At 63.7% G+C, this 21,600-nt stretch carries 27 protein-coding genes; 10 read left to right on the forward strand and 17 right to left on the reverse strand.

Annotated elements, in window-relative coordinates; all coding sequences use genetic code 11:
• Positions 1-141: 141 nt before the first annotated feature.
• Positions 142-1,842, reverse strand: a complete 1,701-nt coding sequence (gene ade / locus ACRARG_RS10390) for an adenine deaminase (protein WP_432689938.1) — start codon at positions 1,840-1,842, stop codon at positions 142-144.
• A gap of 115 nt (positions 1,843-1,957) precedes the next feature.
• Here ade and ACRARG_RS10395 point away from each other — a divergent pair, with 115 nt between their 5' ends.
• Complete coding sequence (locus ACRARG_RS10395; RefSeq protein ID WP_432689939.1) at positions 1,958-2,647, forward strand: fumarylacetoacetate hydrolase family protein; 690 nt, start codon at positions 1,958-1,960, stop codon at positions 2,645-2,647.
• A gap of 195 nt (positions 2,648-2,842) precedes the next feature.
• Positions 2,843-3,370: a TetR/AcrR family transcriptional regulator gene (locus tag ACRARG_RS10400; protein WP_432689940.1), complete on the forward strand. Its 528-nt coding sequence runs from the start codon at positions 2,843-2,845 to the stop codon at positions 3,368-3,370.
• Here ACRARG_RS10400 and recO read toward each other — a convergent pair.
• On the reverse strand, positions 3,367-4,095 hold the full coding sequence (gene recO / locus ACRARG_RS10405; protein ID WP_432691353.1) for a DNA repair protein RecO: 729 nt from the start codon (positions 4,093-4,095) through the stop codon (positions 3,367-3,369). The genes ACRARG_RS10400 and recO overlap by 4 nt on opposite strands.
• Before the next feature lie 43 nt (positions 4,096-4,138).
• On the opposite strand from recO, the gene ACRARG_RS10410 reads away from it, so the two are divergent.
• Entirely contained in the window at positions 4,139-4,768 is a 630-nt protein-coding gene (locus tag ACRARG_RS10410; RefSeq protein WP_432689941.1) for a Pr6Pr family membrane protein, read from the forward strand.
• Here the strand turns inward: ACRARG_RS10410 and ACRARG_RS10415 are convergent.
• The 9 genes from ACRARG_RS10415 to ACRARG_RS10455 form a co-directional block, all read right to left on the reverse strand.
• Positions 4,765-5,097, reverse strand: a complete 333-nt coding sequence (locus ACRARG_RS10415; RefSeq protein WP_432691354.1) for a DUF1491 family protein — start codon at positions 5,095-5,097, stop codon at positions 4,765-4,767. The genes ACRARG_RS10410 and ACRARG_RS10415 overlap by 4 nt on opposite strands.
• Positions 5,094-5,999, reverse strand: coding sequence for a GTPase Era (gene era, locus ACRARG_RS10420; RefSeq protein WP_432689942.1), 906 nt, complete (start codon positions 5,997-5,999; stop codon positions 5,094-5,096). Before era ends, ACRARG_RS10415 begins: the two co-directional genes overlap by 4 nt.
• 74 nt (positions 6,000-6,073) lie before the next feature.
• Complete coding sequence (locus ACRARG_RS10425) at positions 6,074-6,874, reverse strand: endonuclease/exonuclease/phosphatase family protein (RefSeq protein ID WP_432689943.1); 801 nt, start codon at positions 6,872-6,874, stop codon at positions 6,074-6,076.
• Position 6,875: 1 nt separating this feature from the next.
• A complete protein-coding gene (rnc, locus tag ACRARG_RS10430; protein WP_432689944.1) occupies positions 6,876-7,556 on the reverse strand; it encodes a ribonuclease III in 681 nt (226 codons plus the stop codon).
• Between the two features lie 3 nt (positions 7,557-7,559).
• A complete protein-coding gene (gene lepB, locus ACRARG_RS10435; RefSeq protein WP_432689945.1) occupies positions 7,560-8,402 on the reverse strand; it encodes a signal peptidase I in 843 nt (280 codons plus the stop codon).
• Between the two features lie 57 nt (positions 8,403-8,459).
• Positions 8,460-9,155: a GntR family transcriptional regulator gene (locus ACRARG_RS10440; protein ID WP_432689946.1), complete on the reverse strand. Its 696-nt coding sequence runs from the start codon at positions 9,153-9,155 to the stop codon at positions 8,460-8,462.
• Between the two features lie 21 nt (positions 9,156-9,176).
• Positions 9,177-9,638: a RidA family protein gene (locus ACRARG_RS10445; protein ID WP_432689947.1), complete on the reverse strand. Its 462-nt coding sequence runs from the start codon at positions 9,636-9,638 to the stop codon at positions 9,177-9,179.
• Positions 9,639-9,757: 119 nt separating this feature from the next.
• On the reverse strand, positions 9,758-10,162 hold the full coding sequence (gene acpS / locus ACRARG_RS10450; protein ID WP_432689948.1) for a holo-ACP synthase: 405 nt from the start codon (positions 10,160-10,162) through the stop codon (positions 9,758-9,760).
• A 59-nt stretch (positions 10,163-10,221) separates the two neighbouring features.
• On the reverse strand, positions 10,222-10,413 hold the full coding sequence (locus tag ACRARG_RS10455; RefSeq protein ID WP_432689949.1) for a hypothetical protein: 192 nt from the start codon (positions 10,411-10,413) through the stop codon (positions 10,222-10,224).
• A gap of 92 nt (positions 10,414-10,505) precedes the next feature.
• Between ACRARG_RS10455 and ACRARG_RS10460 the strand changes: the two genes are divergently transcribed.
• Entirely contained in the window at positions 10,506-11,417 is a 912-nt protein-coding gene (locus tag ACRARG_RS10460; protein ID WP_432689950.1) for a LysR substrate-binding domain-containing protein, read from the forward strand.
• On the opposite strand, the gene ACRARG_RS10465 is transcribed toward ACRARG_RS10460, so the two are convergent.
• Genes ACRARG_RS10465 through folK form a run of 5 tightly spaced genes read right to left on the reverse strand, consistent with a single transcriptional unit; the run spans position 11,418 to position 16,041 of the window.
• Positions 11,418-12,161, reverse strand: a complete 744-nt coding sequence (locus tag ACRARG_RS10465; protein ID WP_432689951.1) for a pyridoxine 5'-phosphate synthase — start codon at positions 12,159-12,161, stop codon at positions 11,418-11,420.
• A complete protein-coding gene (locus ACRARG_RS10470) occupies positions 12,158-12,877 on the reverse strand; it encodes a DUF2062 domain-containing protein (protein ID WP_432689952.1) in 720 nt (239 codons plus the stop codon). The genes ACRARG_RS10465 and ACRARG_RS10470 overlap by 4 nt, the downstream gene beginning before the upstream one ends.
• Positions 12,846-14,987, reverse strand: coding sequence for a RelA/SpoT family protein (locus tag ACRARG_RS10475; protein WP_432691355.1), 2,142 nt, complete (start codon positions 14,985-14,987; stop codon positions 12,846-12,848). The genes ACRARG_RS10470 and ACRARG_RS10475 overlap by 32 nt, the downstream gene beginning before the upstream one ends.
• Positions 14,988-15,020: 33 nt before the next feature.
• On the reverse strand, positions 15,021-15,380 hold the full coding sequence (gene rpoZ / locus ACRARG_RS10480) for a DNA-directed RNA polymerase subunit omega (protein WP_432689953.1): 360 nt from the start codon (positions 15,378-15,380) through the stop codon (positions 15,021-15,023).
• Positions 15,381-15,432: 52 nt separating this feature from the next.
• Positions 15,433-16,041, reverse strand: coding sequence for a 2-amino-4-hydroxy-6-hydroxymethyldihydropteridine diphosphokinase (gene folK / locus ACRARG_RS10485; RefSeq protein WP_432689954.1), 609 nt, complete (start codon positions 16,039-16,041; stop codon positions 15,433-15,435).
• A 96-nt stretch (positions 16,042-16,137) separates the two neighbouring features.
• Between folK and ACRARG_RS10490 the strand changes: the two genes are divergently transcribed.
• From ACRARG_RS10490 to ACRARG_RS10500, 3 genes are all read left to right on the forward strand, one after another.
• Positions 16,138-16,713, forward strand: coding sequence for a LabA-like NYN domain-containing protein (locus ACRARG_RS10490; protein ID WP_432689955.1), 576 nt, complete (start codon positions 16,138-16,140; stop codon positions 16,711-16,713).
• A gap of 99 nt (positions 16,714-16,812) precedes the next feature.
• Complete coding sequence (gene ispH, locus ACRARG_RS10495; RefSeq protein ID WP_432689956.1) at positions 16,813-17,763, forward strand: 4-hydroxy-3-methylbut-2-enyl diphosphate reductase; 951 nt, start codon at positions 16,813-16,815, stop codon at positions 17,761-17,763.
• Between the two features lie 102 nt (positions 17,764-17,865).
• Positions 17,866-18,729 carry an EamA family transporter gene (locus tag ACRARG_RS10500; protein ID WP_432689957.1) on the forward strand — a complete coding sequence of 288 codons (864 nt, stop codon included), beginning with the start codon at positions 17,866-17,868 and terminating at the stop codon, positions 18,727-18,729.
• Here the strand turns inward: ACRARG_RS10500 and ACRARG_RS10505 are convergent, their stop codons facing one another.
• Positions 18,730-19,908, reverse strand: a complete 1,179-nt coding sequence (locus ACRARG_RS10505) for a MalY/PatB family protein (RefSeq protein ID WP_432689958.1) — start codon at positions 19,906-19,908, stop codon at positions 18,730-18,732.
• A 143-nt stretch (positions 19,909-20,051) separates the two neighbouring features.
• Between ACRARG_RS10505 and def (ACRARG_RS10510) the strand changes: the two genes are divergently transcribed.
• The 3 genes from def (ACRARG_RS10510) to def (ACRARG_RS10520) are packed head-to-tail and all read left to right on the forward strand — an operon-like array spanning position 20,052 to position 21,563.
• Positions 20,052-20,570: a peptide deformylase gene (gene def, locus ACRARG_RS10510; RefSeq protein ID WP_432689959.1), complete on the forward strand. Its 519-nt coding sequence runs from the start codon at positions 20,052-20,054 to the stop codon at positions 20,568-20,570.
• A 1-nt stretch (position 20,571) separates the two neighbouring features.
• Positions 20,572-21,069 (forward strand): peptide deformylase, encoded by a 498-nt coding sequence (def, locus tag ACRARG_RS10515; RefSeq protein WP_432689960.1) that lies wholly within the window; start codon positions 20,572-20,574, stop codon positions 21,067-21,069.
• Positions 21,066-21,563: a peptide deformylase gene (gene def / locus ACRARG_RS10520; RefSeq protein ID WP_432689961.1), complete on the forward strand. Its 498-nt coding sequence runs from the start codon at positions 21,066-21,068 to the stop codon at positions 21,561-21,563. Before def (ACRARG_RS10515) ends, def (ACRARG_RS10520) begins: the two co-directional genes overlap by 4 nt.
• The last annotated feature ends 37 nt before the right edge of the window (positions 21,564-21,600 follow it).

Genomic DNA, 21,600 nt, shown 5'->3' on the forward strand with positions numbered 1-21,600 from the left:
CTTACTGTCTCACAATTTCCCATGGAAGGTAGGCGCGCAGCGGCCTATGGCCAGCGCGTCTCCTCCCTCTCTTGACCGGCAAGTTATGCGGCGCGCGTGGAGTCGTCAACATTGTGGAACTGAATTTTGCAATGCAGAAATTCAGCCCGGAATGATTTCGAACTTCACCACGTCGACCATGCCCCGGTCGGTGATCTTGAGCGCCGGGATCACCGGCAGGGCCAGGAAGGCCAGCTGCAGGAAAGGCTCGCCCAGCGTCACGCCAAGGCTCTTGGCGGCAGCCCGCAGATCGACCAGCCGGTCGTGCACCTCCTCGAAAGGTGCCTCGCTCATCAGCCCGGCGACGGGCAGCGCCAGCTCTGCCAGCACCTCCCCGCCCTTCACGACGACAAACCCGCCCTGCAGCGCGCTCAGCCGGTTCGCGGCAAAGGCCATATCGGCACAATCCGCGCCAACCACCGCGATATTGTGATGGTCGTGACAGACGGTGGAGGCAATCGCGCCCCCCGTCAGCCCGAACCCCTTCACGAACCCCGTAGCGACATTTCCGTTGATCCCGTGCCGTTCCACCACCGCGATCTTGACCAGATCGCGGGTCAGGTCCGGGCGCTTGTCGCCATCGGCAATGGCGATCTCCTCCACCAGATGTTGGGTGATGATCTTGCCGGGCACGATGCCGATGACATCGGTCCGCTCCCGGTTGCCACCGGTCCGGAAATGCCCGGCCTCCATCTTCGGCGCCTTGACCGACCCCTGCCCGACCGGCGGCACCACCCGGCGCGCGGCAAAGGCTTCTGCTCCCATCCGGACACCACCGGCGAACACCATCTCTGCCCGGCAGTCCTCCACATCCCGCAGGCAGACGATATCCGCCCGCTTGCCCGGCGCGATCTGGCCACGATCCTTCAGGCCAAAGGCCTCCGCCGCCGACAGCGACGCGGCGCGATAGACGGCCAGCGGGGGCCGCCCCAGCCGGATCAGCTCCCGGATCATGTAGTCGAGATGCCCGTGTTCCGCGATATCCAGCGGGTTACGGTCGTCCGTACACAGGCACATGTAGGCCGAGGTCACCTCGCTGAGCAGCCCCTGCAAGGCATGCAGATCCTTCGACACCGATCCCTCGCGGATCAGCACCCGCATCCCCTTCTGCAGCTTCTCCCGCGCCTCCGCCTCCGTCGTCGCCTCATGCTCTGTCCGGATGCCAGCGCTGACATAGGCGTTCAGATCCCGGCCCGTCAGCTGCGGGCAATGCCCGTCGATATGCCGCCCGCGAAACGCCTCCAACTTGGCCATGCACTCCGGGTCCTGAAAGATCACGCCGGGATAGTTCATGAACTCCGCCAGCCCGATCACCTGCGGATGATCCATCAGCGGTACCAGATCGTCCGCCAGAATACGCGCCCCCGCCGTTTCCATATGCGACGACGGCACGCAGGAGCTGAGGTTCACGCGGATATCCATCACCGTCTCGGACGCGGCAGACAGGAAATAGTCTATCCCCGGCACACCGATCACATTGGCGATTTCATGCGGATCGCAGATCGCCGTCGTCACCCCGCGCGGGCCGACGCAGCGGTCAAACTCATAGGGCGTGACGAGGGAGCTTTCGATATGCAGATGCGTGTCGATAAACCCGGGCACCAGCGTCAGGCCGGAGACATCGACAACCTCCGCCCCTTCATACTCTGCACCGATGCCGACAATCGTGCCGCCGCAGATCGCTACATCGCCCGCGATCCGGTCGCCTGTGACCATGTCCCAGACCGTGCCCCCCCGCAGCACCAGATCCGCCGGCGCATCGCCGCGCCCCTGCGCGATCAGACGGGAAAGCTCTTCGGCCATGGGGCACCTCCTGCATTTTCACCAAGGCAAGCCCAGAGGGACGGGTTTGTCCAGCCCTGCCCTTGCCCTCCGCAGCGTTCGGATCAATATGCGGGCAGCAAGACAAGGACCTGTCATGAGCCTCTTCCCCATCCCCGCCACGCCCGAAATCCCCGTCCTCGGTGAAACCGAAGGCTATGCCGTCCGTCGCATCTTCTGCGTCGGCCGCAATTACGAAGATCACGCCAAGGAGATGGGGGTGGAGGTCGACCGGGAGGCACCCTTCTACTTCACCAAGGCCCCTGCTGCGCTCTGTCTGACCGGGACCAGCGTCCCCTATGCGCCCGGCACATCGAACTTCCACTACGAGATGGAGCTGGTCGTCGCCCTCGGCGCCCCCGCCTTCCGCGCGACGGAAGAAGAGGCGAAGGCGGCCGTCTATGCCTATGCCTGTGGCCTCGACATGACGCGCCGGGACCGGCAGCAAGATGGCAAGGATCAGCGCCGCCCCTGGGACCTCGGCAAGGATTTCGAGAATGCCGCGGTGATCGCCCCGCTGACCAAGGCCACCGACTATGCGATCAAGAACCAGCGCATCACCCTCGCGGTGAACGGAGATGTGAAGCAGGACGCCACGCTTGACCTGCTCATCCATGACGTTCCCGCCGTCATCGCGCATCTGTCCGGCTATTATCACCTTGGCGCGGGCGACCTGATCTATACGGGAACGCCAGCCGGCGTCGGCCCGGTCACGGCAGGCGACACCCTGCACGGAGAGATCGAGGGCCTCACCCCTGTCGACCTGACCCTGACCACACCCGAGTGAATGGTGCTGAAAAGGTTAACAGCGGCGAGGTGACGCAGGGGTACGGCGTATATCCACTTAAAGATATATTTGATTAGCATTTTTATACGCTTAGCTTAAAATACACGTCGAAACTGCTGTTGAAACGAGGCGGGCGGACATGCCGCATCGCAGAAAAATCCGTGCAATCCCGGCCATGCACGTTAATATATCCACATGAGTCGCAAGCAACGCCTTTCTGCCGACGACTGGCTGCGCGCCGGTCTTGAGGCCCTCGCCGCTTCGGGCCCCGAAGCGCTGAAGGCGGAGCCTTTGGCGCGCGCGCTTGAAACCACCAAGGGGTCTTTCTACTGGCATTTCGACGATGTGCCGCGCTACCGGCGGGCGCTGCTGGATTTCTGGCGCGATCTGGCCTCTGGCACCCCCGCCGCGCCCGATGAAAAGGCGGAGGCCGTCTCTCTCCTGCACAAACTCATGCGGGACGGGTTCGGCGGTGACGAAGCCACCGAAACCGCGATGCGCAGCTGGGCCATCAACGACCCGGATGCGGCCCAGACCCTGCGCAACCTCGACCTGCGGCGGATCGAATACCTGCAACAGGTGCTGCGCCAGCTGGGCGTGACCAATCCCGACATCGCCCGCTCTCTCTATGCCGCCAAGGTCGGCATGGCGACGCTGTCCGAAGATGCCGCCGATCAGGATGCGTTGACCACTCTGGTCGATCTGGTGCTGGCCCTGCGCTAACCCATCCGTTTCCGGAATAGCTCCACGAACCGCAGCCGCGCTTCGGGCAGCGGCTTTGACCCCAGATCCGGCGCCAGATGTTCGGTCAGGAAATGCCCGGTGACACGGAACCCCTCCGCCACCTCCGCATCCGTCCCCTCCCCCTGCCGCAGCAGCACCGGCGGCAAGGGCAGCAGGCGGTCGGCATAATCTCCCGCCCCTGCCTGCGTCACCGCGCGACCCGTCCGGGGAGAGATATAGGCCAGCCCCTCCGTCGCCCCGGTCACGGCGCAGGAGGTGAGGTCCAGACCAAAGCCCAGATCCTCCAGCAGCGCCATTTCCCAGTGCAGATAGGCCAGTGGCCAGAGATCGCCCTGCCCCAGCAGATCAAGCAGCGCCTCCGTCGTCCGATAGAGCCGCCCGTGCGGCTCGCGTTCCGGCAGGGCGAAACACAGCAGCGACGTGACGGCGTTCAGCCCGGCCAGCGCCAGCCGGTCATCCATGACCTGCGCCCAGCGGGACCGCTGCGGTTCGACCACGAAATGGCCCATATGCTCCTGCAGCCGGGCCTTCCACGACACGTCCAATTGCGCACCGGGCTGCAGCGTCGGCGCCATCTTGCGCCCGCCGCCGCCGCGCACGACACCCACATGGCGCCCATGCGAGGGGGTGAAGACCTCGGCAATCGCCGCGCTCTCCCCATGCCGCCGGACGGCCAGTAATATGCCGGTGTCTCGCCACTCCATCCCCGTCTTATCCGCCGACTTGATCGGTGCCGCAAGTTGGCGCATGGATGCGGATATGGAGACTTCGGCCCACGCCCGCATCTGCGCCGCCCTGATCGCGGTCCTCGCCAGCGCCGCGCTGGTTGCGCAGGCCGTGGATGTGGCGCTGAACAACCCCGATATGACGATCGCAGCGGTGATCTGGCGGCTGCTGCGCTTCTTTACCATCCTGACCAACGGCATCGTTGCAGCGCTCTGCCTGCGGATCGCCGTTGACCGGAAGACACCCAAACCGCGCTGGCTGGGCGGTGTCACGCTCTGGATCGCCATAACGGGCGTCGTCTACCACCTGCTGCTGGCCGCGACGGACGGGCCCAATGTCGGCTGGGGCTGGTGGGGCAATGCGGGGCTGCACACGGCGGTGCCGGCGGCCATGCTGCTCTGGTGGCTGGCCTTTGCCCCGAGACGCGGCCTTACAGTCGGCGCGGCCGTCCTGTGGCTCAGTTGGCCGCTGCTCTATTGCGCCTATGCGCTGGTCCGGGGCCAGTTCAACGGCAACTACCCGTATTTCTTCCTCGACCCGGTCAAGACAGGCTGGCCCGGCGTCGCGACATGGATCGCCATCCTCGGCGCGGCCTTCTTCGCAGGCGGGCTGATCCTGATCGGCATTGGCCGGCTGATCCGCAATCGCTAATCCGAAAGCCCCGGCTCATCCAGCAGATGCCGGCCCTGCCGGTCCTCCACCTCCACCACCCAGAGATCGCTGTCAAACTCCCGCTGACGCCTGATCACGGCGTCCACCTCCGCCTCCGCCCCCTCGGCCAAGGGCATCCAGCGCCGCTCGCCGCTCAACAGGTCAAAGGTCCGCTGAAAGGCCTGCGCCTGCCCGTCCAACGTCGAAAGCTTCACCAGCACCGCCCCCGCCGTATCGTCGCCATGCGCCACGACAAAGGCCGGGATATCCTGCAGCCGCAGCCGTGTCAGATAGGCGTCGATCCAGATGCGCGCCGTCAGGCGCATCAGTTGCCGTCCTTGAAATCCAGCCCCATCTCGGAATAGCGCTCCGCCTCTTCCAGCCAGTTCTCGCGGACCTTCACCTGAAGGAAGAGGTGGACCTTACGGCCCAGAAACTCTTCCAGCTCCTCCCGCGCCAGCTTGCCGATCGCCTTGATCGTCTCGCCCTTTTTGCCCAGCACGATGCCCTTATGGCCATCCCGCATGACATAGATGATCTGGTCGATCCGGGCGGAGCCATCCTCCCGCTCGTTCCAGTGCTCCGTCTCCACCGTCATCTGGTAGGGCAGCTCCTGATGCAGGCGGAGCGTCAGCTTCTCCCGCGTCATCTCCGCCGCGATCATGCGCATCGGCAGATCGGCGATCTGATCCTCGGGATAGAGCCAGGGCCCCTCCGGCATCTCGCCCGCCAGCCATTCCTTGAGGTCCTGCACGCCATGCCCACGCTCGGCAGAGATCATGAAGGTCTTCTCGAACTCCGCCGCGGCATTCAGCTTTTCGGTCAGCGCCAGCAGATCGGGCGCCTCCACCCGGTCGATCTTGTTGATCGCCAGCACCACACGGCGGCCCTTCGGCATCTCTGACAGCCCGGCGAGGATACGCTCCACCCCATCGGTGATGCCGCGATGCGCCTCCACCAGCAGGACGATGATATCGGCATCCGAGGCCCCGCCCCAGGCCGCCGCCACCATTGCCCGATCCAGCCTGCGGCGCGGGGTAAAGAGGCCCGGCGTATCGACAAAAACGATCTGGCTCTCGCCCTCCAGCGCCACGCCACGGATCCGGGCCCGTGTCGTCTGCACCTTATGCGTAACGATAGAGACCTTGGCCCCCACCATGCGGTTGGTCAGGGTGGATTTGCCCGCATTGGGCTCTCCGATCAGGGCGACGAATCCGGCGCGGGTGGTCATGGGCAGGCTTTCGGGGTCAGAAAACAGGGGCTTGGAACGAGTTTACGGCAGGCGCGGCAAAGCGCCAAGCCGCCTCATGCCGTATTCAGCATCAGGGGGCAATGGTCCGAAATCTCCGGATCGCGCACCACGTCGAACGCCGCATCGCGCAGCGGACCGTTCACCAGCATGTAATCGGCAAATTTCTCGTCCTTGGTGTAATGCGAGGTCCGGGTGCCCTCGAACCCCCGGGTCGTCACCAGCTCATAGGGGGCGACAGGCGCCAGCAGGCGAAAGGTCGTAGCCCGGGGCGCCACATTGAAATCGCCGCAGACCACCACCTTGTCGCCGGCATGGGTCACGCCCTGCACCATCGACAGCAACTTGCGCGCCTGTTCGGCCCGGGCGGGCGTATCCATCTTGCCCATAGGGTCGCGCAGACCATGCATATGGGCGACGGTGAACATCCCCTCTTCGGGATCATGGAATCGCACCGCATGGGCCGTCCGTGACCGGGGATGCGGGCCGAACCCGTCCGGCGAGAAATTCCCGTGCACAAAGCCCTGCGCCTGCCCGACCACCGTCAGGTCACGCCTGACATAGGTGGCAAGCCCCCAGAGCGACGACACCGCGCGATCCCCGTGCCACAGATCGCCCCGCGCCGCCGGGCAAAAGATCACCTGATGCCCCGGCAGCGCCTGCGCCACCTCATTCAGCAGGTTGGCCCGCTGCAGCAGGTCCGCCCCGTCATCGCGGTATTTCAGCCAGTCCGAAGGGCTACCCTCGACATGGATCACCTCCTGCAGACACAGCACATCCGGCTGAACCTCGCGCAGCCAGGCCAGCATATCTTCATACAGCCGCCCGCCCCAGGCATTCAGGCTGACGATACGCATGTCAGCCCTCCAGCCGGTCCAGCAGGGCGCGGGCCGCCGCCTGTTCCGCAGCACGTTTCGACCCAGCCTTGGCTTCCGCCGCTTCGCCCGTGGACAGCCGCGCCTCGATCCGGAAATTCGGGGCATGGTCGGGGCCATCCCGGCCCGTCTCCACGTATTTCGGCGGTTGCAGGCCCCGCGCCTGCGCCCATTCCTGCAGGGCGGTCTTGGCGTCGCGGGCATCGGCATCCACCGCATCGATCCGCCCACCCCAGAGCCGCAGAACCATCGACTTCGCGGCCTCGAATCCGGCATCCTGATAGACGGCGGCGATCACCGCTTCCATCGCATCGCCCAGCAGCGCCATCTTGCGGCGCCCGCCCGACATCTGTTCCGACCGGCCCAGTCGCAGCACCGCGCCCAGATCGATCGCCTCCGCCACATCGGCGCAGGCCTCCTTACGGACCAGCGCATTATAGCGCGGCGCCAGCAGACCCTCGCTGGCCGCCTGGTCCCGTTCCAGGAGCGCCTCCGCCATCACCAGACCAAGCACCCGGTCGCCCAGAAACTCCAGCCGCTGGTTGTCGTCCCGCGTCGGCGAGGAGACCGAGGAATGCGTCACCGCCTGCACCAGCAGCTCCGGCCGGGCAAAGTCATGCCCGATCCGGTCCTGGAACGCTTTCAGGTCACCCGACAGCTTCACGCGTTATTCGATCCCTTTCAGATAGCGGTCACTCCGCCAGGTCCAGAAAAAGAGCATCGACCGCCCGGCAGAGGAGAACATGATCCGATCCGCCCGCCCGATCAGGTTCTCATAGGGCACAAACCCCACCCCGAAGGAGCTTTGCGAGACGCGACTGTCGGTGGAATTGTCACGGTTGTCGCCCATGAAGAAATACTGCCCCTCGGGCACGGTGAACACGTTGGTCGTGTCCAGATCCAGCCCGTCGGCGATATTCAGCATGGAATGGCTGACACCGTTGGGCAGGGTTTCGATCAGACGCTGTTTGACGCAGTCGCCACCCTCGCCCACGGGACCGTTGGAACATCGGGGATAGCGCCCCTCGGGCCCCTGAGGCTCCATCGCCTCGACAAAATTTCCTGCGTCCTCGATCTTCACGGCCTCGCCATTGATCTGGACCACGCCATCGATCACCTGGACCTTGTCACCCGGCAGGCCGATCAGCCGCTTGATGTAGTCCTGATGCGTGACCGGATGACGGAAAACCACCACATCGCCCCGCTCCGGCTCGCCGCCCAGAACCCGCGTGTTTTCCCCATCGAGGAACCCGCAGATATCCTGCGCATCGATATCAATGCCGAACCGCGCCAGTTTGATATTCGGACAGGAGGCGTAAGAATAGCCATAGGCCATCTTGTTGACGAACAGGAAGTCGCCGATCAGCAGCGTATCCTTCATAGAGGACGACGGTATCCAGAAGGGCTGGAAGAACAGCGTCCGGAAGACCCCGGCAATGATCAATGCCCAGAAGATTGTCTTGACGGTATCCCAGATGGCCGCAAAGACACCCTGTTTCTCTTCTGCCATGCCTGTATTTCCCTCGTCCGCAGCTCTGACGCTACATGAGCCGCCCCGGAAGGGGTGTCAAGCGGGGCCGCCCGCGTCGACCTGCCCCAACCACCGCAGGGTCTGGGCCGCCGCCGACGAGATATGCAGCCGCATCGCGGCATCGGCCGCGTCCGGATCCCGCGCCGCGATGGCAGCGATCACCGCATCAATTTCAGCAAGCGAGGCCGTCCCTTCCCCGCTCTCAACCACCATCGTCGGCCAGAAAAGGCTCAGCAGCCGTATATACCGCCTCAGCACCGCAGCCAGATCGGGATTATCCGCAGCCAGCATAAGCGCGTCATAAAACGCGGTTTTGGCCGCCACGACCGCCAGCGGATCGGCCGCCTCGAATGCCACGGCGAGCCTGTCGCGGCTGACCACAACTGCGTGATCGGTCTCTGCACTGGCCCGTTCCGCGGCACGCCGCGCCAGGAGCCCTTCCAGCGGCAGACGAAGATCGTAGATCCCCGCCGCCCGGACAGCATCGAGCGTCACGACAGAAGGGCCGCGGTGGGGAACGGTCTCTATCAGCCCCTCGGCCTCAAGATCGCGCAGCGCCTCGCGGACAGCGGTGCGGCTGGCCCCAGTCAGCTCGCAAAGTTCCCGTTCCGGCAGGCGCTGCCCGGGCTGGAAATAGCGCACCATCAGCGCACGCCGGATGGAGGCCGCCACCTGCTCCCGCACCGGGGCCGCCACCGGCTCTATTCTGAACTTGGGATCTGTCTTGGACACGCGGCCTCCGGAATTGCCGGATCAATCCGGCAGAACGGCCACCGCGTCAACTTCTACCAGCGCCTGCGGTACAAAAAGCGCCTGCACCCCGATCAGGGCGGAGGCAGGCGGATGTTCGGTATCGAACCACCTGTCCCGAATTTCCCGCAATGCGTCGAGCTGGGCAACATCGTAATCCTTCACAAAGAAGGTCACCCGCACGAGGGACGAAAAATCGGCCCCCGCTGCCTCCAGCGTGCCCTTCATATTGGCGAGCACCTGATCCAGCTGCCCCTCGAATGTCTCTGCCATGGACCCATCGGCGGCAAAGGGCACGTGCCCCGACAGGTACATCAGGCGTCCACCCGTCACGATCACGGCCTGAGAAATCCCGGGAATATCTGCCCCCGGCGGGTTGAGTTCGGTCTTCATCATCTCAGCATGCACCCCCTGGACCGGCGCCGAAATCATCAGGGCTGCGACCAGTATTTTCGTCATTTTCATCAACATATCATGCTCCATATCATAATTGTACGACAATCGTACGATTCGACAGCAAGGCAAAGAAAAAGCAGCGCATCGATGCACAGGACGCAGCATTTGTCGGATTTTCGGGCGGTTCGTCAGGCCTGAATCGGCCGGGCCTCAATCACCACAAAGGCCTGCGCCCAGGGATGATCGTCGGTCAAGGTCACATGGATGATGGCCTCATGGCCCGGGGGCGTCATCTGCGCCAGCCGCTCCGCCGCCCAGCCGGTGACATGCATCACGGGCTGGCCGGTCCGCAGGTTGGTCACGGCCATGTCCTTCCAGGAGATGCCCATGCGCAGCCCGGTGCCAAGCGCCTTGGAACAGGCCTCCTTCGCGGCCCAGCGTTTGGCATAGGTCCCGGCGGTATCGGCGCGGCGTTCGGCCTTGGCCTGTTCGATATCGGTGAAGACACGATTGCGGAACCGGTCGCCGAACCGGTCCAGCGTGCCCTGGATACGGTCGATATTCGCGAGATCTGTTCCGATGCCGAGGATCATGGGACGCCCTTATCAAGTCCCCCCGCTCTATCGGCTTTTGCGGGTCTTGTCAGGCCGTCTCAGCAGGTTGCGGTACGCGTGGCCCGCAGCGCTGATATCTTCTGTTTACGCGACGACGGTGCCGGCGGGGCGACCAGCGGCAGATCCGCCAGCTCCCGCGCGGACATGCGCGCGATATCGGGATGGGCGAAGGGATCGCCCGGTGTCTCGGGCCCGGGGGACCAGATGAACGCTTTGAACCAGTTTTTCATGGCTTTCTCCTTTTTCAATATCTGATAATATGAGACCACCAAGAGCACTAAAAAACTGTACATGATCTGTAATCCATTTCAGATTCTCTAAAATGAAATCGCTCAATGCCACCCCCCTGAACGGCCTGCGCGCCATCGAGGCGATGCAACGTCTTGGCACCCTGCACGCGGTGGCGGATGAACTTGGCGTCTCTCCCGGGGCCGTCAGCCAGCAGATCGCCCGCTGCGAGGAGGCGGTCGGGCGCAAGCTCTTTGACCGGCGCCCCGGCGGCATGCAGCCGCGCCCGGGGACGGAGGATATCTTCCGCCTGCTCAACACCGGCTTCGACCGGCTGTCCGCCGCCGCCGACCTGATGCGACGGGACCGGCAGACGGCGCTGACCGTCTCTGTCGCGCCGATCTTTGCCGCCCGCTGGCTGATCTGGCGCCTGCCCGATTTCACCCGCGCCCATCCCGATATCCGGGTCCGCATCGACAGCGACATGAAGCTGATCGACCCCAATGACGGCAGCATCGACTGCGCCATTCGCATCGGCCCCGGCCCCTATCCGGGCGTGGAGGCAGAGCCGCTTTTCGACCAGCGCATCCTGCCCATCTGCAGCGCGGAGATCGCCGCCCGCCTGACGCACCCCAGGGACCTGCTGAGCGTCCCGATCATCCGCGAACCTGCCGCCATGTACAATTGGTCCGCCTGGCTAGGGCCCGAAGGGATCGACGAAAAACGCCTGCCCGATGGTCCGCTCTTCAACGAGGCCTCGCTCTGCCTCGACGCGGCGATGACCGGCGCGGGGGTCTTCCTGGGGTTCGAAACGCTCGTGGCCGATGCGTTGAAGCGCGGCCAGATCGCGGCCCCCTTCCCGGTCTGGCGCAAGACCGGATCGCGTTACTGGCTGATCACCGCCCGCGACCGGTCGCTGACCACGCCGCAGCGCCGGTTCCGCAGCTGGCTGAAAGCGGCGATAGAGGCAGAGGGTCTGGGCACCGCAGAGGTGCCCCGGGCCTGATCAGCCGCGCGCCTCGTCCATCAGGCGACGCATTTCGCGGATCGCCGGGTCGAGCCCGCGGAAGATCGCCTCCCCGATCAGAAAATGGCCGATGTTCAGCTCCATCACCTCGGACAGAGCGGCAACCGGGCTTACCGTCTCATAGGTCAGCCCGTGACCGGCATGGACCTCAAGCCCCAGCGAATGACCAAAGGCGGCCATCTCCGTCAGCCGCGCCAGTTCCGCGTCGCGTTCCTCGAACCGGCCCTCGGCATGATAGTCGCAATAGGCGCCGGTATGCAGTTCGATCACCTGCGCACCGATCCGGTTCGCAGCTTCGATCTGGCGGCGGTCGGCGGCGATGAAGATCGACACCCGGCAGCCAGCCTCCCGCAGGGGGGCGATGAAATGCGCCAGCTTGTTCTCTTCGCGCGCGACCTCCAGCCCGCCTTCGGTCGTCCGCTCTTCGCGCTTTTCGGGCACAATGCAGACGGCATGCGGGCGGTGACGCAGCGCGATCTTCTGCATTTCCTCTGTCGCGGCCATCTCGAAGTTCAGCGGCAGGGTCAGCACCTCCATCAGCCCTTCGATATCGGCGTCGGAGATATGGCGGCGATCCTCGCGCAGATGGGCGGTGATGCCATCGGCCCCGGCCTCTTCGGCGATCTTGGCGGCACGCAGCGGGTCGGGATAGGCAGAGCCACGGGCATTCCGCACCGTCGCCACATGGTCGATATTCACACCCAGCCTGAGTTTGCCGCTCATGTCTTCCGCTCCTGCGCCTTGGCGTCGGCAGTCCGTTTGGCCGCCTCCGATTTCGCCCGGATCGCTGCGAGTTTCTTCTTTAGCGCCCCGCGCCGCCGGGCCTGATAGGCCCGGATCAACGGGACCGAGAGATAATAGGCCAGCAGACCGAAGGCCACCCCCGGAATGATCCCCCCGACCATGTAGGGATAGAACAGGTCGTGGTAAAAAATCCGGAGCGGCCCCCAGTTCGCGTCAACATCGGTAAACAGCGCGACCACGTTGTTCTTCAGATTGATCGCGGCGTAATAGAAAATCTGTCCGAAATTCTCCCCCGTCCCGGCTTCACTGGGATGCCGCCCGGTCAGGAAAAGCCCCATCTGGACAGAGATCAGCGCGATGGGAACATAGGTCAGCGGATTGCCGATGAATGTCGACAAAATCGCGGCCAGCACATTTCCCCGGACGATGAACGCGATCATCGCGGCGGTCACAAAGTGCAGGCCGTAGAACGGGGTAAACACCGTCACCACCCCGGCGAAGATGCCGCGTGCGATTTTCTCGGGGCTGTCTGGCAACCGCCGCATCCGGTGTTTGACATAGTGGAACGCCCGGGCCCAGCCGCCGCGCGGCCAGAAAAACTCAAAAGCGATCTGCCAGAGAGGACGCCTATCCCGACGTTTAAAGACCAACGGCCTCTCCCAGCTATGCCGGCACCGGCGCGGGCGGCCGGGCATCCGACGGATTGCGTTGACGCGACAGGGCAGCCACATCCGACTCCGCCTCCAGGGCCGAGGTCACCATGTGCAGATGCTCTGCGTCGCGCAATTCAAGATCGACCAGGATTCGGCAGAAATCCGGCTTCCGGTCCAGGAACTTAAGGTCCGAGATATTGGCCTTCTGCTCTCCGATCAATGTGCAAATTCGCCCCAGCACCCCGGCATCATTGCCAATCGTCAGCGCCAGCGTCACCGTATTGACCGCCGCATGCTTGCCGCTGTGCCAATGCAGGTCGAGCCAGCGCGCCGGCTGATCCTCGTAATCCGACAGCACCGGGCAGTCGATCGCATGCACAAGAACACCCCGGCCTTTCCAGGTGATCCCGACGATCCGTTCTCCCGGAAGAGGCTGGCAACAGGTCGCGCGCTCAAAGCTCTGGCCCTCATCGAGGCCGATCACCTGCCGGTCCCGTCCGATGCCCTCGCGGTCGTCGGGCACCAGCTGCGGATAAAGCACCTGCACCACCTGCACCGCGCTCAGCTCCGCCGAACCGAGCCGCGCCAGCAGCTCCTCCCGGTCGCCGAGCCGCAGCTTTTCCGCCGCCGTCTCAAGCGCCTTGTCGGTGGCCTTCTTGCCGACATGTTCAAAGGCGGACCGCGCAAGTTCCCGGCCCAGCTTGACAAATCTTTCCCGGTCAACCTCGCGCAGGGCCCGGCGGATCGCCGTTTTGGCCTTGCCGGTCGTCGCGATATCCAGCCAGGTCGCCTGCGGTTCCTGCCCTTCGGCCGTGATGATCTCCACCGACTGGCCGTTCTTGATCCGGGTCCAGAGCGGCACGCGCATCCCGTCGATCTTGGCCCCCACACAGGCCGACCCGATCCGGGTGTGGATCGCATAGGCAAAGTCGATCGGCGTCGCCCCCTTGGGCAGCTTCACCACATCCCCCTTGGGCGTGAAGCAGAAGACCTTGTCCGAATACATCTCCAGCTTGACGGCTTCGAGGAAATCCTCGCTGTCATCCTCACTCTGGAACTGTTCGGTGAGCGAGGCCAGCCAGCGCGCCGGATCGACGGCAAAGGGGTTTTCTGCCGGCGCGCCATCGCGATAGGACCAGTGCGCGGCAACGCCGGTCTCGGCCACCTCGTGCATCTGCCGTGTCCGGATCTGAATCTCGACCCGCTTGCCGTCCCGCCCCGACACGGTGGTGTGAATCGAGCGATAGCCGTTCGACTTCGGCTGCGAGATGTAATCCTTGAACCGCGTCGGAACAGACCGCCAACGACGGTGGATCAGCCCGAGGATGCGGTAACAATCGTCATCGGACCCACAGATGATCCGGAACCCGTAGATATCCGACAGCCGCGAAAATCCCTGGTCCTTCTCCTGCATCTTGCGCCAGATCGAATAGGGCCGCTTGGCCCGGCCGATCACTTGGCCCTCGATGCTGGCCTTCTCAAGTTCCAGCCGGATGTCGCGGGTGATCCGTTCGATCACGTCGCCGGATTCCTGCTGCAGGTTCAGATAGCGCCGCATGATGGACTGCCGCCCATCGGGATTGAGCACCTTGAACGCCAGATCCTCCAGCTCTTCCCGCATCCACTGCATACCCATGCGACCGGCGAGCGGCGCGAAGATATCCATCGTCTCCCGCGCCTTCTGGGTCTGCTTCTCGGCGCGCATCGACTTTATCGTGCGCATGTTGTGCAGACGGTCGGCGAGCTTGACCAGCAGCACTCGCAGGTCCCGCGACATCGCCATGAAGAGCTTGCGGAAATTCTCCGCCTGTTTGGATTCGGTCGAACTCAGCTGGATATTGGTCAGCTTGGTCACGCCATTGACCAGCTCCGCCACCTCGATACCGAACTTCTCCTGCACCATGGCGTAGGAGGCTTTGGTATCTTCGATGGTGTCATGCAGCAGCGCCGTGACGATGGTCGCATCGTCGAGATTCTGCTTGGCGAGGATAGAGGCGACCTCCACCGGATGCGTGAAATAAGGCTCTCCCGACTTGCGGAACTGGCCATCATGCATCTCGCGGCCAAAATCATAGGCCGCGCGGATCAGCTTTTCATTGGTCCGGGGGTTATAGGCGCGGACAAGGGTGATCAGATCGTCGGCCGGCTTGATCTCTTTTGACACGCCACACCGCCTCTCCGGGGCTTAGCCCTGGCCCTGCGCCTCCATCAGCGCACGGAGAAGTTTCTCTTCGCTCATGTCGTCATCGGCAGGCTTGTCGGCCGGCTCCCCACCACCCATGAGCAGCGCCATGCTGTCATCCTCGGGCTCGTCGACCTCGATCTGGGACTGATGCGACTCGATCAGACGCTCGCGCAGCTCGTCGGCGGACTGGGTCTCTTCCGCGATTTCACGCAGGCTCACGACCGGATTCTTGTCATTGTCGCGGTCCACGGTGATTCCGGCACCGGCAGAGATTTCGCGCGCACGATGGGCGGCGAGCATCACCAGCTCGAAACGATTGGGAACTTTGTCAACGCAGTCTTCAACGGTCACACGGGCCATGGGGCACTCCGGATAGGTCGGGGGTAAGGTGGTTACTTACGCGCGACACACCCTATTGACAACCCGGATCCGTCACAGAAACCATGCTTCGACGATCCTCTTCCGACAAATCCGCGTGAAATTCCGAAATTGTGCGGCCCAGAACCGGATGGCGCCACTCCGAGGCTATGTCCATGAGCGGCACTAGCACGAAATTCCTCTCCTGCATACGCGGATGCGGGAGAATCATTGTTGTCGGCGCCTCCTGCCTCTGCGCCGCCAGGGGCAAGTCTTTCCAGTGACGCCACGTCTCTACATCCGGCAGGACGGTCTGGCCGCAGGCGATCACATCCAGATCGAGCGGCCGCGGCGCCCACCGTTTCTTGCGCTGACGGCCAAACGCGGCCTCGATCCCGTGCAGTTCATTGAGAAAATCCCGAGGCGGGAGATCGCTCCTCAGACAGGCCGCAGCATTCATAAAATCCGGGCCCGAACCCGGCGGAAAGGCCGGCGACCTGAACTGCCGAGACACCGAAACGACATCGGCAAAATCCCGCAACCTTGCAACTGCTGCGTGCAGAATTTCGCCTGCAGACAATCCTTTGGCGCTCAAATTGCTCCCAAGGGCTACAAAATACGTTAATTTTCTCAAGTTCGCCACTGTACGAATGGACTGCTTCATCTACTTGCTGCACGGTAAGATTGCATTTACTTTACATGAGCTGCGACCCGAATTTTTCACACTCACCTAAGGGCGCGCACCTCGGAAAGGTAGACTATGTTTTACAAAGACGAACGGCTGGCGCTGTTCATCGATGGCTCCAATCTTTATGCGGCAGCCAAGTCTCTTGGTTTTGATATTGATTATAAGCTTCTTCGCCAGGAATTCATGCGCCGCGGAAAGTTGCTGCGCGCGTTTTACTACACAGCGCTTCTGGAAAACGACGAATATTCCCCGATCCGGCCTCTGGTCGACTGGCTGCACTATAACGGCTTCTCCATGGTGACCAAGCCCGCCAAGGAATACACTGATAGCCAAGGCCGCCGGAAGGTCAAAGGGAATATGGACATCGAGCTTACGGTCGATGCCATGGAACTTGCGCCCCGCGTGGACCATATCGTCATCTTCTCAGGCGACGGCGATTTCCGGCCGCTTGTGGAAAGTCTGCAGCGTCAGGGCGTCAGGGTCTCCATCGTGTCCACGATCCGCAGCCAGCCTCCCATGATTGCCGACGAACTGCGTCGTCAGGCCGACAATTTCATCGAACTGGAAGATCTCCGCGATGTGATCGGTCGACCGCCGCGCGACAATGATCAGGTCGAAACGAGAAATCGGGCCGAAACAAGCGCCTGAGGCAGATCGGCACCGGTCCGGACCGCGTCCTGTCCCTCTCGGGGGGCTGGACGGGCGGCCGCTGCGCGCGTAGCACTCCCGCAAAGGAGAGGTGACGGCATGTCGAAACCACCGCTGACCCTGTATCTGGCCGCCCCCCGCGGGTTCTGTGCCGGTGTGGACCGCGCGATCAAGATCGTGGAAATGGCGATCCAGAAATGGGGCGCCCCTGTCTATGTGCGCCACGAGATCGTGCACAACAAATACGTCGTGGACGGGCTGAAGGCCCAGGGCGCCGTCTTTGTCGAGGAGCTGGACGACTGCCCCGATGACCGCCCAGTGATCTTCTCCGCCCATGGCGTGCCCAAAGCTGTCCCGGCAGAGGCCGCGCGGCGCGAGATGATCTATGTCGATGCCACCTGCCCCCTTGTCTCCAAGGTGCATATCGAGGCGGAGCGGCATCACGAGAACGGTCTTCAGATCGTTATGATCGGCCATGCCGGCCACCCGGAGACCATCGGCACCATGGGCCAACTTCCCGAGGGCGAGGTCCTTCTGGTTGAGACGGAGGCGGATGTTGCGACCCTGACCGTGCGCGACCCCGCGCAGCTGGCCTTTGTGACCCAGACCACCCTGTCGATCGACGACACCCGCGATATCGTCGCCGCCCTGCAGGCCCGCTTTCCCCAGATCGTCGGGCCACACAAGGAAGACATCTGTTACGCCACCACCAACCGGCAGGAGGCCGTGAAGGCCATGGCGGGCAAGATCGACGCCATGCTGGTTGTGGGCGCGCCGAATTCCTCTAATTCCCGCCGCCTGGTCGAGGTCGCGGCGCGCAATGGCTGCGGCTATGCCCAGCTGGTGCAGCGTGCCGACGACATCGACTGGCGGTCGTTGGAGGGTATCCGCGCCATCGGCATCACCGCCGGCGCCTCCGCCCCCGAGGTGCTGGTGAACGAGGTGATCGACGCGCTGCGCACCCGCTTCGATGTCACCGTCGAACAGGTCGAGACGGCGCAGGAAAACGTCGAATTCAAAGTGCCCCGCGTGCTGCGCGTCCCCGCCTGACGCCGGCCCGAACGTCTGCCAGTCGCCGCAATACCGCTTTTGCCCTCGCACCGCCCGGGCAGACGGCTAATCTGCGCGGACAGGTGAACGGGGCGCGGCATTTTGGACATTTGGATATTCCTCCTGTCGATCGGGGCGGCCGTCTTTATGGCGATGGGCCTCGTGCTGACGACCTATGGATTGCGGACATTGCCGCCGATCCTCGGGGCCTCATATTCAGTACCAACCTCGCTCCTGCTTTTCGCCTGCCTGTCCCCATTCACAGTTGACTGGACCACTTTCGATGCCCGGGGCGCGGCCATTTTTGCGGCGGCAGGTGTCGTCTACCCGGCCGTCGTCTCCCTGATGAACTTCTTGTCGAACCGCGCTCTCGGACCCAACCTGACGGGCGGGCTCGGCAATCTCTCCCCGATTTTTGCGATATCTCTGGCGATCCTGCTCTTGGGCGAAGTGCCCAGCCCGCAGCAATGGGCCGGGATATTCGCGGTCTGCGCCGGGCTTGTTCTGCTGGCGCTGGACCGCGCGCGCAGCAATCCGGCGGCCCGGCTCGCCGTGCTGGCAATCCCGCTGGCAGGCGCCTTCTTCAGAGGCGCCGTGCAGCCCGTAGTAAAGCTCGGCTACGAATACTGGCCTTCCGCCTTTGCGGCGGCGCTGATCGGTTACCTGATGTCCTCTGGCGTGATCTGGCTGGTCCGCCTCAGCCTGCGCCAGAAAATGCCAGCCCGGGCAGGCGCGGGCATTCGGTGGTTTATGGCCATCGGGGTCTGCAACGGCACGGCGCTGCTGATGCTCTACGCCGCGCTTGGCATGGGGGATGTGGTTCAGGTCTCTCCGGTTGTGGCAATCTATCCGCTGATCACCATCGGGCTGAACCGGCTGATCCATGGCGACCGGAGCATGGGCGCACGCGGGCTGACCGGATCGCTCCTGTCAGTCGCGGGCGTCATTGCCGTTTTGCTGGGATGATCATTGCAGGTCCGAAAAGGCCGCCTGCATCCGTTCCACCGCCTCTTCGACCAGCGCCCGCGGCGTGGCGAGGTTGAACCGTTCGAAGGTCGCGCCCCCGGCACCAAACGTCCCGCCCTGGTTCACCGCGATCTTTGCATCCTTCATGATGCGCCGGGCCACTTCCGTCTCCGTCATGCCGGTATCCGCAAAATCCACCCAAGAGAGGTAGGTGCCCTCCAGCCGCATCGGCTTCACCCCGGGGATCTTTGCCAGCCCGGCATCGAACACCTTCCGGTTGCCATCGATATAGGCCATCAGCGCATCGACCCATTCCGCCCCTTCCGGCGTATAGGCCGCCGTCACCATATGCTTGCCAAACGCATTGGGCGAAATCCCGAGCGCACCCATCTTCGCCTCGAACGCAGAACGCAGATCGGGGTCGGAGATGATGACATTGCCGGTATGCATCCCCGCCAGATTGAACGTCTTGGTGGAGGCCGACATCATAACCAGCCGTTCCGCCGCGCCGGGCATGGTGGCAAAGGGGATGTGGCGGTTGCCGGGCAGAACGAGGTCATGATGGATCTCGTCCGAGACAATGATCAGGTCGTGACGGCGGGCAAACTCCAGCACGCCCTCCAGCTCTTCCCGGGTCCAGACGCGACCGCCGGGATTATGCGGCGAACAGAAGACCAGCAGCTTTTCATTGCCCGTCATCTGCCGGTCATAGGCATCGAAATCGAAACCGTAGCGCCCGTCGTCCAGCGCCAGCGGGCATTCCACCACCTTGCGGCCTGCCGCATGGATGACCCGGAAAAACGCATGGTAGATCGGGGTGAACATGACCACGCCATCGCCGGGCTGGGTATAGGCCTCCACGCAGAGGCCGGTGCCGTTCACCAGACCATGGGTCGAAAAGATATGGCCCGGATCGACCTCCCATCCATGACGGTTCTGCATCCACCAGCAGATCGCGTTCAGATAGTCGTCATCCTTGCCGAAATAGCCAAAGACGCCATGTCCGGCATAATCGACCACCGCCTGACGCACCCCTGCCGGCGGCCGGAAATCCATATCGGCCACCCACATGGGCAGCCCGTCCTCGGCGGAAACGCCACAGAAATCTTCCATCTTGTCCCATTTTGCCGAATGGGTGCCGCGCCGTTCGATGCGCTCGTCGAAATTGGGGAGGGTCATTTGGTCGTCCTGAGCATTTTGTGAGACGTTATCCCTCTGCCCGGCGGCTTCAAGGTCACATAGTGACAAGGCACCTGTGCATCTATGCGATAGCTGCGGCCCGGAGATTGCGCGCCCCCGCGCCTTCGCTTACATGAAGCGCCATGAAACGCCCGATCCTGATCCATCCCGATCCCCGGCTGAAAAAGGCCGTGCCCGCCGTCACCGAGCTGACGGACGAGCTGCGCACGACCGCCGATGACATGCTGGAGACGATGTACGACGCCCCCGGTATCGGGCTGGCCGGGCCGCAGATCGGGCTGATGACCCGCCTGATCGTGATGGATTGCGAAAAGGACGATGGATCGACCCCGCGACCGCTGATCATGTTCAACCCCGAAGTCATAGCCGCATCGGATGAACGCAGCGTGTACGAGGAAGGCTGCCTGTCGATCCCCGAACAATATGCCGAGGTGGAGCGCCCCGCCGAGGTTACGGTCCGCTGGATGGACCGCGACGGCAATGCCCGGGAAGAGACCTTTGACAAGCTCTGGGCCACCTGCGTCCAGCACGAGATCGACCATCTCGATGGCAAACTCTTTATCGACTACCTCTCGCCCATCAAGCGGCAGATGATCACGCGCAAGATGCAGAAACTCAAGCGCGACCGGGCGCGGGCCTGACATGGCGGTGCTGCCGATCCTGAAATGGCCGGACCCGCGGCTGAGCGAGATCTGCGCGCCGGTTGCGCCGGGCGAGGACCTGCAAGCGCTCGCCGCCGATATGCTGGAGACGATGTATGCCGCCCCCGGGCGCGGCCTGGCAGGGCCGCAGGTGGGCGTCATGAAACGTATCTTCGTGATGGATGTGACCTGGAAGGAGGGCACGCCAACCCCGATGGTCTGCGTAAATCCGGAAATCCTGTCGCAATCGGAGGAGGTCGCGGCACATGAGGAGGCCTGCCTCTCCATCCCCGGTGTCGCGGCACGGGTGTCGCGGCCGGGCCGGATCGTCCTGCGCTGGTTCGATACCGGATGGACCCAGCACGAGGCGGAGCTGACGGGGTTTCATGCCGTCTGCGCCCAGCATGAATATGACCACCTCGACGGGCGCGTCATCTTCGACCGGATCGACACGGCCACGCGGGCGCAGCTTGTGGTGGACTACGGGGCGCTCGGATGAGCCCCCGTCCGATCCTGCGCTGGCCCGACCCGCGCCTGAAGAGCGTGGCGGCGGATGTCACGGAAATTACCCCGGTCGAACAGGCGATCTGGCAGGACATGGTCGATACGATGGAGGCCATGCCCGGCGTCGGCCTCGCCGCCGTCCAGATCGGCGTGATGCAACGGCTGGCGGTGGTTGATGCCTCCTCCGAGCGGGGTCAGGCCGTGCTCATGGCCAACCCCGAGGTGCTGCACGCCAGCGTGGAGCCGCGCGACCACGAGGAGGCCTCGCCCTGCCTGCCGGGTGTCTCCGCGACGATCACCCGGCCCCGGGCAGTGACGGTACGCTTCCTGAATGCGGACGGTGTTGTCGAGGAGCGGGATTTTGTCGGGCTCTGGGCGACATCGGTCCAGCACCAGATCGACCATCTTGCCGGGCGGATGTATTTCGACCGGCTGAGCCGGATGAAACGGGACATGCTGCTGCGGAAAGCCCGGAAAGCCGCCGGCTGAGCCAGCGGCGGGGGCGAGGGGCGCTGCCCCTCGCGCT

Origin of the sequence: Pseudooceanicola profundi (genome assembly GCF_050897955.1) — a bacterium.
Lineage (GTDB): Bacteria > Pseudomonadota > Alphaproteobacteria > Rhodobacterales > Rhodobacteraceae > Pseudooceanicola.